The 12864-nt window shown below is 75.4% G+C and carries 10 protein-coding genes and 1 pseudogene; 7 read left to right on the plus strand and 4 right to left on the minus strand.

Annotated features, from left to right (window positions below; genetic code table 11):
• Nucleotides 1–28: 28 nt before the first annotated feature.
• Nucleotides 29–160, plus strand: a pseudogene (locus GTQ99_RS27540) (NAD(P)-binding protein); the annotation flags it as partial.
• A gap of 152 nt (nucleotides 161–312) precedes the next feature.
• The gene (locus tag GTQ99_RS26090; RefSeq protein WP_166615914.1) at nucleotides 313–756 is read left to right on the plus strand and encodes an arsenate reductase ArsC; all 444 of its coding nucleotides are present in this window, start codon (nucleotides 313–315) and stop codon (nucleotides 754–756) included.
• A 49-nt stretch (nucleotides 757–805) separates the two neighbouring features.
• Here the strand turns inward: GTQ99_RS26090 and GTQ99_RS11725 are convergent, their stop codons facing one another.
• Nucleotides 806–2482: an FAD-dependent monooxygenase gene (locus GTQ99_RS11725; RefSeq protein WP_166615915.1), complete on the minus strand. Its 1677-nt coding sequence runs from the start codon at nucleotides 2480–2482 to the stop codon at nucleotides 806–808.
• 376 nt (nucleotides 2483–2858) lie between these two features.
• Here GTQ99_RS11725 and GTQ99_RS11730 point away from each other — a divergent pair, with 376 nt between their 5' ends.
• Complete coding sequence (locus GTQ99_RS11730; RefSeq protein WP_166615923.1) at nucleotides 2859–5189, plus strand: heavy metal translocating P-type ATPase; 2331 nt, start codon at nucleotides 2859–2861, stop codon at nucleotides 5187–5189.
• A 41-nt stretch (nucleotides 5190–5230) separates the two neighbouring features.
• On the plus strand, nucleotides 5231–5773 hold the full coding sequence (locus GTQ99_RS11735) for a DUF4396 domain-containing protein (RefSeq protein WP_166615916.1): 543 nt from the start codon (nucleotides 5231–5233) through the stop codon (nucleotides 5771–5773).
• 16 nt (nucleotides 5774–5789) lie between these two features.
• On the opposite strand, the gene GTQ99_RS11740 is transcribed toward GTQ99_RS11735, so the two are convergent.
• Nucleotides 5790–7109, minus strand: a complete 1320-nt coding sequence (locus GTQ99_RS11740) for an NtaA/DmoA family FMN-dependent monooxygenase (RefSeq protein WP_166615917.1) — start codon at nucleotides 7107–7109, stop codon at nucleotides 5790–5792.
• Nucleotides 7110–7275: 166 nt separating this feature from the next.
• Nucleotides 7276–7866 (minus strand): TetR family transcriptional regulator, encoded by a 591-nt coding sequence (locus GTQ99_RS11745; protein ID WP_166615918.1) that lies wholly within the window; start codon nucleotides 7864–7866, stop codon nucleotides 7276–7278.
• Between the two features lie 238 nt (nucleotides 7867–8104).
• Here GTQ99_RS11745 and GTQ99_RS11750 point away from each other — a divergent pair, with 238 nt between their 5' ends.
• Together GTQ99_RS11750 and GTQ99_RS11755 are read left to right on the plus strand one after the other, a co-directional pair.
• A complete protein-coding gene (locus tag GTQ99_RS11750; RefSeq protein WP_166615919.1) occupies nucleotides 8105–9646 on the plus strand; it encodes a DHA2 family efflux MFS transporter permease subunit in 1542 nt (513 codons plus the stop codon).
• A 110-nt stretch (nucleotides 9647–9756) separates the two neighbouring features.
• Entirely contained in the window at nucleotides 9757–10470 is a 714-nt protein-coding gene (locus GTQ99_RS11755) for an NADPH-dependent F420 reductase (protein ID WP_166615920.1), read from the plus strand.
• A gap of 33 nt (nucleotides 10471–10503) precedes the next feature.
• Here the strand turns inward: GTQ99_RS11755 and GTQ99_RS11760 are convergent, their stop codons facing one another.
• Nucleotides 10504–11151 carry a TetR family transcriptional regulator gene (locus GTQ99_RS11760; protein ID WP_166615921.1) on the minus strand — a complete coding sequence of 216 codons (648 nt, stop codon included), beginning with the start codon at nucleotides 11149–11151 and terminating at the stop codon, nucleotides 10504–10506.
• Nucleotides 11152–11289: 138 nt separating this feature from the next.
• On the opposite strand from GTQ99_RS11760, the gene GTQ99_RS11765 reads away from it, so the two are divergent.
• A complete protein-coding gene (locus tag GTQ99_RS11765; RefSeq protein ID WP_166615922.1) occupies nucleotides 11290–12825 on the plus strand; it encodes an MFS transporter in 1536 nt (511 codons plus the stop codon).
• The last annotated feature ends 39 nt before the right edge of the window (nucleotides 12826–12864 follow it).

The following is a 12864-nucleotide window of genomic DNA, read 5'->3' on the forward strand; positions in this document are numbered from 1 at the left end:
GGCACCCGCCGTGAGCACTCCCGCTCCCGTGAGCACCGGAGGACCACCGGTCGTCATCGGCGCCGGACCGGTCGGCCCGGCGGCCGCCGCGCACCTGCTCGAGCAGGGCCTGGAACCCCTCGTGCTGGAAGCCGGGGAACGGGTCGGCGCGGACGTGCGGCTGGACCTGCCCGAGACCGGCGCGTGCTCCACCTCCGCACCCGCGGTGGACGCCGACGGCGCGGACGGGTCGTGCTGCGGCACCGGCGCGCCGCAACCGATCGGCACCGGCGGCTGCTGACGCGTGCCGCCTCGACACCCCAGGAGGACCCCTTGAGCGCAACCACCACCAGGCCCAGCGTCATCTTCGTCTGCGTGCACAACGCCGGGCGCTCGCAGATGGCCGCCGCCTTCACGACCGCCCTCTCCGGCGGCGCCGTCGAGGTCCGCTCCGCGGGCTCGGTGCCCGCCGAACGGATCAACCCCGTCGCCGTGGAGGCGATGCGCGAGGTCGGCATCGACATCACCGGCGAGCAGCCGAAGGTCCTCACCCCCGAGGCGGTGCAGGCCTCCGACGCGGTGATCACCATGGGCTGCGGGGACGCCTGCCCCTTCTACCCGGGCAAGCGCTACGAGGACTGGGTGCTGGCGGACCCGGCCGGGCAGGGCATCGAGGCCGTGCGCCCGATCCGCGACGAGATCCGCGCCCGCGTCGAGGCGCTGCTGGCCGACCTGCTGCCCGCCGCGGGCACCAGGACCGAGGCGGGCCGGGGCTGATCCCCGCGGGCCGGTCGTGCGGCGCGGCGGCGGGCGCGACCGCCCGCCCTCAGCGCGCCGGGGCGCCGGCGGCCAGCCCGGCGAGGTGGCCTGCGGCGGCGGTCAGGTCCGCGCCGTCGGTGCGGGTGGCGACGTGGGTGTCGGGGCGCACGAGGAGCACCGCGCAGGTGCGCACGCGCAACCGGGCCAGGGTCCGCCCGGTCGGGTCGACCAGGACGTCGTCCTCCGCGCCCGCCGCGGCTCGCCGCTGCAGGTGGTGCACGCGCACCGGCACCGGGCTCGAGCGCCGCCACCGCTCCAGGGCCGGGCCGTCCCAGGTCCCGGGCGGACCGCACAGCAGCAGGTGGAAGACGGGAGCGGTCAGGGCCTCGTGCAGCCTGCCCGCGACGCCTGCGCGCACCACGGGCAGGTCGGGCAACCGGTCCCCCGGGCCGGGCCGGCGGGAACCGGCCGCGGGCGCGGTGGCGCTGCTGCGCCGGTAGGTGATGCCCAGCTGCGAGACGGTGCGGAAGGCGGTGGCCCGCGCCCGCCGCGAGCGCAGCACCAGCGGCAGCAGCCGGGGCGCGAGCAGGCCGCGGGCCAGGCGGGCCGGCGCGCGGGCGGAGGTGGCCGCGCTGAAGGCGCGATCGCTCATGCGCACCACGAACGCCCCCACCGGGCGGCGCTCGTCGTCGTAGGTGTCCAGGAGCTCCTCGCGCGCGTCGCCGCGCAGCACCAGCGCCAGCTTCCAGCCGAGGTCGACGGCGTCCTGGATGCCGGTGTTCATGCCCTGCGCACCGGCGGGGCTGTGCACGTGGGCGGCGTCCCCGGCCACGAAGAGGCGCCCGGCGCGGTAGGCGCCGGCTTGGCGGTGCGGGATGCCGAACGCGCTGGACCACACCGGTTCGTGCAGGTGCAGCGGCTCGTGCGTGGCGGCCGCCACCGCGGCGTTCAGCTCGGCCAGGGCGACGGGACCGCCGCCGGAGGGGTCGCCACCCGGCGGTGCCTGCTCGGGGCCGCCGGCACGGCCGGTGGTCGGCCGCGCGGTGATCAGCCGCCACGGCGCCGGCTGCTGCAGCGGGAAGAACAGCAGCGGCCCGGCCGGGCCGACGTAGGCGTGCACCGCGCCCGGTGCCAGCCCGTCCACGGCCAGGTCGGCCAGCAGGAACGTCTGCGGGTAGCGGCCCCCGGTGAACGGCACGCCCATCGCCTGGCGCACGGTGCTGCGGGCACCGTCGCAGCCGACCACGTAGCGCGCCAGCACCACGCCGATCGACCCGTCCGGTCGCCGCAGGCGGCAGGTGACGTGCTCGCCGTCGTCGTGCAGCTCCTCCAGCCGGGTGCGCCGTCGCACCTGCACGCCGGCGCCGGCCAGGCGCTCGAGCAGGACCTCCTCGGTCCGGGCCTGGGAGAGGAAGAGCAGGAACGGGAAGGCGGTGTCGTCCAGGCCGGTGTCGAACAGCGGCGCGGAGGTGGTGCGGCCGCGGGCGTGCACGTGCAACCGCACGCCCGGGTTGCCCAGGCGCACCAGTTCCCCGGCGACCCCGAGCGGGGCCAGCACCTCCAGGCTGCGCGGCTGCAGCGCCAGGGCCCGCGACTGGTGCACCCGGTCGGCGGCGGCGTCCACGACGCGGCAGGCGACGCCGGCGGCGGCCAGCTGCAGCGCCAGGGTCAGCCCGGTGGGCCCGGCGCCGACGACGAGGACGTCGCAGCGCTCCGGTCCGGGTCCACCTCCTGGGGTGCTCACCGCACCAGCGTCCTCCCGTGCGCCGGGCAGGGCCAGGGCGGAGGCGGTGGTCGTGCCGTCGCAGGTACCCCCCGGGCGTACTTGCGCTCAATACCCCCTGGGGGTACAAAGGTGTCACCGCGGAGGAGCGGGCGGTCGCGCCGTCCCCGCCCGGTGGGACCCGGCGCACCGCGTGGCCGACGGCACCCGTGCCGGACCGGGCTGGACCGAGCTGGACCGAGCTGGACCGAGTTGGACCGAGGAGACCCGCGTGAGTGACCACACCGCTCAGCCCGACCGCGCACCGCGAGCAGCGCAGGCGGCCGTGAGCCCCGCCGCGCAGCAGGAGACGGCCGTGCAGGTGCCGCTGCAGGTGGTCGAGCTGACCATCGGCGGCATGACGTGCGCCTCGTGCGCGGCGCGCATCGAGAAGAAGCTGAACCGCCTGCCCGGCGTGCAGGCCAGCGTGAACTACGCCACCGAGAAGGCGCGCGTGGCCCTGCCGGCCGGCACCGACGTCGCGCAGGCCGTCGAGGTCGTCGAGGCCACCGGCTACAGCGCCGCGCTGCCGCCGCGCCGCCGCTCCCCCGCCACCGGTCCGGCGGGCCGAGACCCCGGCGAGCGCGACGCCGACCAGGACGACGACCAGGACGACGAGCGCGGTGGCGCGCAGACCGCCGCGCTGCGCCAGCGGCTGCTGATCTCCCTGGCGCTCAGCGTGCCGGTGGTGGTGCTGGCCATGGTGCCCGCGCTGCAGTTCACCCACTGGCAGTGGCTGACGCTGGTGCTGGCGGCCCCGGTGGCCACCTGGGGCGCCTGGCCGTTCCACCGCGCCGCCTGGACGAACCTGCGCCACGGCGCGGCCACCATGGACACCCTGATCAGCGTCGGGGTGCTGGCCGCCTTCGCCTGGTCGCTGTACGCGCTCTTCCTCGGCGGTGCCGGCGAGGCGGGCATGCGCATGACCTTCACGCTGCTGCCCGCTCGCGAGGGCGAGCACGCCGGGACGGAGCTCTACCTGGAGGTCGCCGCCGCCGTCACCGTGTTCATCCTCACCGGCCGCTACCTCGAAGCGCGCGCCAAGCGCCGCTCGGGAGCCGCGCTGCGCGCCCTGCTGGACCTGGGCGCCAAGGAGGTCACCGTCGTGCGCGACGGCCGCGAGCAGCGCACCGGGATCGACCAGCTGGCCGTCGGCGACGTCTTCGTCGTGCGCCCCGGCGAGAAGGTCGCCACCGACGGCGTCGTGCTCGAGGGTTCCTCGGCGATCGACGCCAGCACGCTCACCGGTGAGTCGGTCCCCGTGGAGGTCGGCCCCGGTGCCCGCGTCAGCGGTGCGACCGTCAACGCCGGCGGGCGCCTGCTGGTGCGCGCCACCCGCGTCGGCGCGGACACGCAGCTGGCGCAGACGGCCCGCCTGGTCGAGCAGGCCCAGTCCGGCAAGGCCGCCGCGCAGCGCCTGGCCGACCGCGTCTCCGCGGTCTTCGTGCCCGTCGTCATCGCCCTGTCCACCGCCACCCTGGCCGGGTGGCTGCTCACCGGTGCGGGCGCCGATGCGGCCCTCACCGCCGCGGTGGCGGTGCTGATCATCGCCTGCCCCTGCGCCCTGGGGCTGGCCACCCCGACCGCGCTGCTGGTGGGCACCGGGCGCGGCGCGCAGCTGGGCGTGCTCATCAAGGGTCCGCAGGTGCTGGAGTCCACCCGCCGCATCGACACCGTGGTGCTGGACAAGACCGGCACCGTCACCACCGGGCGGATGAGCCTGACCGGCGTGCACGCCGCCGCCGGTGTGGACGAGGCGCAGCTGCTGCGCCTGGCCGGCGCCCTGGAGCACGCCTCCGAGCACCCCGTCGCCGCCGCCGTCACCACCGGCGCGCGGCAGCGGCTGAGCAGCGGGCAGGAGAACGGAGGGGAGGCCGAGCAGTTGCCGGCGGTGGCCTCGTTCGCCTCCACCGGCGGGCTCGGCGTCACCGGGGTCGTCGAGGGGCACGCCGTCGTCGCCGGGCGCCCCTCCTGGCTGGCGCAGCAGTGGTCCCAGCCGCTGCCCCCCGAGCTGGCCGAGGCCACCGCCGCGGCCGAGGCCGACGGGCGCACCGCGGTCGCGGTCGGCTGGGACGGGCGGGTGCGTGGGGTGCTGGTGGTCGCCGACACCGTCAAGGCCTCCAGCGCCGCCGCCGTCGCGCAGCTGCGCGCGCTGGGCCTGCGCCCGGTGCTGCTGACGGGCGACAACGCCCGCGCCGCCCGCGCGGTCGCCGCGCAGGTCGGCATCGAGGAGGTCGTCGCCGAGGTCCTGCCCGCCGGCAAGCTGCAGGCCGTCACCGCCCTGCAGCGCCAGGGCCGGGTGGTGGCGATGGTCGGCGACGGCGTCAACGACGCCGCCGCCCTGGCCGGCGCCGACCTGGGCATCGCCATGGGCACCGGCACCGACGTGGCCATCGAGGCCTCCGACCTGACCCTGGTGCGCGCCGACCTGCTCGCCGTCGTCGACGCGCTGCGCCTGGCGCGCAGGACGCTGTCGACCATCAAGGCCAACCTGTTCTGGGCCTTCGCCTACAACCTCGCCGCGCTGCCGCTGGCGGTCGCCGGCCTGCTCAACCCCCTGGTGGCCGGGGCGGCCATGGCCCTGTCCTCGATCTTCGTGGTCACCAACAGCCTGCGGCTGCGCCGCTTCGACCCCACCGCGTCCGCCTCGAGCGGCCCGGGCAGCACCCGTTCGAGCGCTGAGGCGTGAACCGGCGACGCGTTCCGCGAGGACACACCCGAGGAGGGGTCGTGCCTGGAGCACAGCACGAGCACCGCACCGGCACCGGCACCGGCACCGACGGGCACGGGCACGGGCACGGGCACGGGCACGGGCACCACGGTGCGCCGCGCGGTACCACCTCGTGGGCGAGCGCCGCGCGGGCCACGCTGCACTGCCTGACCGGCTGCGCCATCGGCGAGGTCCTCGGGATGGTGATCGGCACCGCCCTGGGCTGGGGCACGGTGCCCACCGTCGCCCTGGCCGTGGCCCTGGCCTTCGCCTTCGGCTACGCGCTGACCGTGCGGAGCGTGCTGACGGCGGGGCTGGGCCTGGGTGCGGCGCTCAAGGTGGCCCTGGCCGCCGACACCCTCTCCATCGCCGTCATGGAGGTCGTCGACAACACCGCGGTGGTGGCGATCCCCGGCGCCCTGCACGCCGGCCTGGCCAGCTGGTTCTTCTGGGCCTCGCTGGCCGCCGCGCTGGCCCTGGCCTTCGTCGTCACCACCCCGGTCAACCGCTGGATGATGAGCCGCGGCAAGGGCCACGCCGTGATCCACGCCCACCACCGCTGAGGAAGGTCCCGCCAGCTCACAGGCGCGGGTCGATGCCGTACTGGTGGGGGACGCCGAGGTTCTCCCGGAGCGTCGCCCCCTCGTAGTCGCGGTGGTACAGCCCTCGTTCCTGCAGCAGGGGGACGACCTCGTCGACGAAGGTGTCGATGTCGCGTTCGTTGACGTCGGGAGAGACCCAGAAGCCGTCGGCGGCACCGGCCTCGAACCACTCCTGCAGGTGGTCGGCGACGACCTGGGGCGGGCCGACGGGAGTGGGGTGGTAGTCGATGACACCGTGCGCGAGGACCTCGCGGACCGTCCACCCCCGCCGGGCCACCTCGAGGGCGTGCCGGGAGCGGGGGTCGAAGGGGCTGGGGCGCGCGGCGGCCAGTTCGGCGGGCGTGAGCGGCTCGTCCAGGCGGCGGGCCTCCAGGGGCAGGCCGAGCACGGCGCCCAGGTACGGCACCCGGACGGGGAAGGCGTCACCGTTGAGCCGGATCCTGCGGTCCAGGGCATCGCGCACGGAGGAACCCAGGGCGGGCATGACCCCGGCGAAGTACTTGACCTCGTCGGGGTCGCGGCCCGCCCGGCGGGCCGCCTCGCGCACGGCTTCCCGCTGGGCGCGGGCGTCGTCGACGCTGAAGGCGGCGCCGATGACGCCGCTGGCGTAGCGCCCGGCGATGCCCAGCCCGTTCTGCCCGCCGCCGGCGGAGAAGATGACCGGCTGGCCCTGCTCGGAGGGCGGGACGGGCAGCGGGCCGCGGGAGGCGACGTAGCGGCCCCGCAGGTCCACGGGTCGGATCTGGGCCGTGTCGGCGAAGACACCGGAGGCCTGGTCCTTGACCCACGCGTCGGGTCCCCAGCTGCCCCAGAGCGCCTGGACGACCTGGATCACCTCGTGGGCGCGGGCGTAGCGCTCGGGACGGTCGGCGATCACCTGGCCGAAGTTGGCCGCTGCGGCGGGATCGCCGGTGGTGACCGCGTTCCAGCCGGAACGGCCGTGGCTCATGACGTCGAGGCTCTTGAACTGCCGCGCGAGGTTGTACGGCTCGTTGAAGGTCGTCGAGGCGGTGGCCACGAAGCCGATGCGCGTCGTCTCGCGGGCGATCGCGGCCAGGGTCAGCATCGGGTCCAGCGTCGCCTGCGGGACCTCGTGGTCCAGGTCGCCGGTCGTGGCCAGGGAGTCGGGCAGGAAGAGGAAGGCGAACTTCCCCCGTTCGGCTGCCTGCGCGTAGCGGACCTGGGCGTCGAAGTTCGTGTAGTTGGCGGGGTCCACGTCGGGGTGGCGCCAGGAGGCGGCCTGGGAACCGTACCCGGTGCCCAGGTGCAGGCCGAGGATCATCGTGCGGTGGTTCATCGGGACCTTCCACGCGGGAGCAGGAGGAGGGGAGCCGGCGGGTGGAGGGGCGCCGGGGCAGCACGCACCACCGGAGACGTCGTCGAGCCGGGCTGGTTCCCGGGCACGCCGTTGCACCCCAGGGGGTTCAGCCGGTGATCCCCCGGCGGGCCGCGGTGAGCACCGCTCAGCCGGGCAGGGCCCACCCCGAGCGCAGCACGGCGCGCATCGATCGCGCCGAGGACTCGTCGGCGAGGGCCGCGCCGCGCACCCAGGCCGTGGCCAGCACGCTGAGGAACAGTTCCCGCCCACGCACCCACGGCTGCGCCCGCCCATCGCGCTGGGCGGCCGCCAGGAACTGCTCGGTGGTGGTGACGAAACCCTGGCACGTCATCGCCAGCGGGGAGGTTCCCTCGGTGAGGGCGTCCCGGAGGGGGTCCGGCAGGCCGTCGAAGGCGCTGACCCAGATGTCCAGGGCCTCCAGCCACTGCTCCAGCGCCCTGGCGGAGTCGTTCTCCTCGCGCACGATGGCGTCGCGGCGGGCCACCAGCTCCTCGTCGCGCGCTTCGAGCAGGGCGGCCAGCAGCGCTTCACGGGTGGGGAAGTGCCGGTACAGCGTGCCCGGTCCGATGCCGGCCCGCTTGGCGATGGCGTCCAGGGAGGCGGAGACGCCCTGTTCGGCGAAGAACTGCTCGGCCACCTCGAGGATGTGGGCGCGGTTGCGCTGCTTGTCGGCCCGCGTCCTGCGGGGACGGGCCACGGCTGGCGGTTCGGTCACGACGGGCACCTCCTCGTTGACAAAACGGAGACTATCTCCTTAATCTCCACGAAAGCAAACGGAGAGCGTCTCCCCCTGCGGGCCCGAGCGCTCCCCCACCTCACCGCGCAGCGGCCCGACGTGCCGGCGCGCCCCTCCCTCCCCGTGCACGACACGCCCCGCACCAGCTCACCTCCGCGGAACGAGCTCGACGGGGCGGCGTGACCGAACCCATCGACGAGACCCGGAGCCGACCGCCGTGACCCAGACGCCAGAGCCAGCACCTGCGAGCACGCGACCGAGCGCGCCGAGCCTGCCCGCGCAGTCGACCCGGGCCTCGGCCTCCCCCACCGCCGGGCCCGCGCCCAAGACCCACCTGGAGCCCGGTGAGGTCGTCGTCATCGCCGTCCTGGCCGTCGCCGCCTTCATCGTCATCTTCAACGAGATGGTCATGGGCGTGGCCCTGCCCCAGGTCATGGCCGAGCTGGGCATCACCGCCGCCACCGGGCAGTGGCTCACCACCGCCTACGCCCTGACCATGGCGGTGATCATCCCCGCCACCGGCTTCCTCATGCAGCGCTTCCACATGCGCCAGCTCTTCACCGCCACCATGGCCCTGTTCACCGTGGGCACCGCCATCGCCGCTCTCGCACCGACCTTCGAGGTCCTGCTCACCGGGCGCATCGTGCAGGCCGCCGGCACCGCGACGCTGGCCCCGCTGATGATGGCCACCACCTTCCGCCTGGCCCCCGAGGGCCGCCGCGGGTCCCTCATGGCTCTGACCACCGCCGTCGGCGCCGTGGCCCCGGCCATCGGCCCGGCCATCTCCGGGCTCATCGTGGCCAACCTCAGCTGGCGCTGGATCTTCCTCCTCGTCCTGCCCCTGGCGCTGATCGCCCTGATCGTCGGCGGGATCCTGATGCGCAACCTCACGACCCCCGTGCCCAGCAGCATCGACGTGATCTCCCTGGTCCTCGCCGCGGTCGGCTTCGGGGCGTTGGTCTTCGGTCTGGCCAGTGCCCACGACACCTCCGGCGGGCACCTGCCGACCAATTCCGTGCTCGCCGTGGCCCTGGGCCTGATCGGCATCGCCGCCTTCGTCGCGCGCCAGCGCCACCTGCAGCGCACCGGTGCGGCGCTGCTGGACGTGCGCATCTTCACCCACCGCGGCTTCACCCTGGCCAGCGTCGTGATCCTGTTCCTGGTCACCACCGCCTTCGGCGTCGGCGTCGTCCTCCCGCTGGTGCTGCAGGACGTCCTGGGCCTGGGCGCCTTCGCCACCGGCCTGCTGCTGGTGCCCGGCGGCGCGGCCATCGCCGTCGTCTCCGCGATCGTGGGACGCCTCTACGAGGGGACCGGACCGCGCACCCTGGTCGTCATCGGCGCCCTCGTCGACGTCGCCGCCCTGTGGTTCATGTCCACCGCCACCCCGGATCGGCCGGTCGCCGTCATCCTGCTCACCCACCTGGCCATCTGCACCGGGCAGGCGTTCATGTGGACCGCGCTGTTCACCCTCGCCCTGGCATCGCTGCCGGAGGACCTCTACGGGCACGGCAGCGCCGCGCTGAACACCCTGCAGCAGCTGGGTGGGGCCATCGGCGTCGCGGTCCTCATCACCGTGCTCACCATCACCTCCGACGCCACCGACGCCACCGCGAGTTCTGCGGGGACGTCGCTGGCCGGGGTGCAGGGCGTGTTCACCGCCGCCGCGGTCATCGCCGCCGCCGCCGTCGTCGGCGCCCTCTTCCTGCCCGGACGCAGCAGGAGCACGGGCACGGCGCCGGTCCCCGCCGGGCACTGAGGACACGGCGCCCCACCGGCGAGTTCCCGGCGGTCACCGCCGGCACGTCGCACCCAGCGAGACCCACCGAAACCCATCAAAACCCAGCGCTCGAGGACAGGAACACGACCATGGAGCTCGGCATCATCGGCAGCGGCAACATCGGCGCAGCCATCGCCCGCCTGGCCACGGCCGCCGGCATCGACGTCGTTCTCGCCAACTCCCGCGGCCCGGCCAGCCTCACCGAGCTCGTCGCCGAACTCGGCCCCCGCGCCAGCGCCGGGACCACCGGGCAGGCCGCCGGCGCCGGGGAGGTCGTCGTGCTCTCGGTGCCGCTGCCCGTCGCCACCTCGATCGACCCGGACCTGCTGGCCGGCAGGATCGTGCTGGACACCAGCAACTACTACCCGTTCCGCGACGGGCGCATCCTCGCACTGGACCGCAACGAGACCACCACCAGCGAACAGGTGCAGGCCCACCTGTCGAACAGCCGGCTGGTCAAGGTCTTCAACAACGTCCTGGCCCACCACGTCCCCCAGCTGGCCCGCCCCACCGGCGCGGCGGACCGCAGCGCCCTGCCGCTGGCCGGGGACGACGCACCGGCGAAGGCGGCCGTGGCCGCGCTGGTGGACCGCCTCGGCTACGACACCGTCGACGCCGGTCCGCTGGCCGACAGCTGGCGCTTCGAGCCGGAAGCCGGCGCCTACACCCGGATCTACCTGGCCGACCCCACCGTCCCGGCCGAGGAGGTCCCGCGGGCGCCCGGCGCGCCGCTGCCGGCTGCCGCGCTGCGCCGGGCCCTGGCCGCCGCCGTGCGCGTGGACGTCGCCGAGCGCGCGTTCTGACGGCTCGCCCGCCGGGGCGCCGCGCGGAGGGGCTCAGGCCCGCGGGGAGCCGCAGTCGACGGAGGTGGGCGGCGGGAGCGGTTCGCCCACCAGCGGCGGCAGCCCCCCGGCGGGCGGGCAGACGGCGTCGGTGACGAGCAGGCCGTAGCGGCGCCAGGCGTCGGGCGCCTCCGCGCGGGAACGGTCGGCGATCGAGCCGATCATGGAGGTGACGACCTGGACGTCGTCGGCGGCGAAACCCTCCCGCAGCGCCCCCTCGGCCCGGGCGCGCTCCACCACCGCGGTGACGACCTCGCGCAGGCGGGCGCGCAGCTCCAGGGCCTCGGCCGTCTGCGGCGCGGCGCGCAGCACGGCCGTCGACAGCGACCGGTCGCCGGCCCGCAGCGCCATGGCCCCCAGCAGGTACTCGCGCAGCGCCTCGCGGCCGGTCGGGAGCGCCGCAGCCCGGTCGGCCAGGGCGAGCAGCGTCTCGAACTTGTCGGCCACCAGCCCGCCCAGCAGCGCGTCCTTGTCAGGGAAGCGCCGGTAGACCGTGCCGACCCCGACCCCGGCCGCCTCGGCCACGTCGTGCAGCGTGACGTCGAGGCCGCGCTCGGCGAACAGCCGACGGGCGGCGTCGACGACGAGGGCCCGGTTGCGGGCGGCGTCGGCGCGCAGGGGGCGGACGGCGGTCGAGCTCACCCCCCGATCGTACCCGCGGAGGCGGGAACAAGTGGACGCGCTGCGTCCGGTTGCGTGTAGGCTGACGGAAGCGGACGCACGACGTCCGCTTCACGCCGGCCCGACCGCTCGCCGGCACCTCGAACACTGGAGGGCTCCGTGAGCTCCGACACCCCCGCACGCACGGCACCGGCGGCGCACACCCCGCAGCACCCCGGGGAGCAGCGACCCGGGAAGCAGCACCCCGCGCACGCCGCCGCCCCGGACCACCGCTGGCTGGTGCTGGCCGTCATCGGCATCGCCCAGCTCGCGGTCGTCCTGGACGCCACGATCGTCAACATCGCCCTGCCCTCGGCCCAGCGCGACCTCGGCTTCGCCGACAGCCAGCGCCAGTGGGTCGTCACGGCCTACTCGCTGGCGTTCGGCTCGCTGCTGCTGCTCGGCGGCCGCCTCGGCGACCTGTTCGGCCGCAAGAACACCTTCCTCATCGGGCTCGCCGGGTTCGCCGGCGCCTCGGTGGTCGGCGGCCTGGCCCAGGACTTCGGCCAGCTCGTCGCCGCCCGCGCCCTGCAGGGCGTCTTCGGGGCGCTGCTCGCGCCCTCCGCCCTCGCCGTGCTGACGACCACGTTCACCGACCCCAGGGAGCGGGCCCGCGCGTTCGGCGTCTTCGGCGCCATCGCCGGCTCCGGCGCCGCGACCGGCGTCCTGCTCGGCGGCGTGCTCACCGAGTACACGACGTGGCGCTGGTGCCTGTACGTCAACGTCGTCTTCGCCGTCGTCGGCGTCGCCGGCGCGCTGGCGTTCATGCCCCGCTTCGCCCGCGGACCGCGTCCGCGCCTGGACGTGGCCGGCACGGTGACGATCACCCTCGGCCTCGTCGGCATCGTCTACGGGTTCTCCTCGGCCGAGAGCGCCGGGTGGACGGACGCGGTGACCATCGCCTCCCTCGCGGCCGGCGTCGCGCTCGTGGCCCTGTTCGTCCTCGTGGAGTCCCGCGCGGCGCACCCGCTGCTGCCGCTGCGGATCGTCCGCGACCGCGACCGCGGTGGCGCGCTCGTCGCGATCGGCCTCGTCGGGGTCGCGATGTTCGGCATCTTCCTGTTCCTCACCTACTACCTGAACCAGACGCTGCGGTTCTCCTCGCTGCAGACGGGGTTGTCGTTCCTGCCCATGCCGTTCTCGATCATGGCGGCCGCGACGCAGATCACCCCCCGGCTGCTGCCGCGGGTGGGGCCGAAGGTCCTCATCAGCACCGGCGGCCTGCTGGCCGCGGCCGGCGTCCTGCTGTTCCTGCGCACCGAGGCCGACAGCACCTGGGCCGGGACGGTCCTGCCCGCCCTCGTGGTGACCGGCCTGGGCATGGGCCTGATCGTCTCCTCGGCCATGAACACCGCGACCAGCGGCGTGGCCCGCGAGGACGCCGGAGCCGCCGGCGCCAGCGTCAACACCTTCCAGCAGATCGGCGGTTCCATCGGCACGGCGCTGCTGTCGACGGTCTTCGCCGGCGCCGTCTCGCGCCACGGCGGGGACCCCGCCGAGGCCGTCCTGCACGGCTACCACGTGGCGTTCGCGGGCGGGGCGATCGCGCTCGTCCTCGTCGCGCTGGTCGCCGGGGGCGTGGTCAACCGGCACGCGGTGCGCCAGGAGCGCCTCGCCGGTCTCGCCGCGGTCCCGGCCCCCAGCACCGCCCACTGACGACACCGGGCGCACCGGCGAGGCCGGTGCGCCCGGTGT

Source organism: Kineococcus vitellinus, assembly GCF_009906315.1.
In the GTDB taxonomy this organism is placed as follows: domain Bacteria; phylum Actinomycetota; class Actinomycetes; order Actinomycetales; family Kineococcaceae; genus Kineococcus; species Kineococcus vitellinus.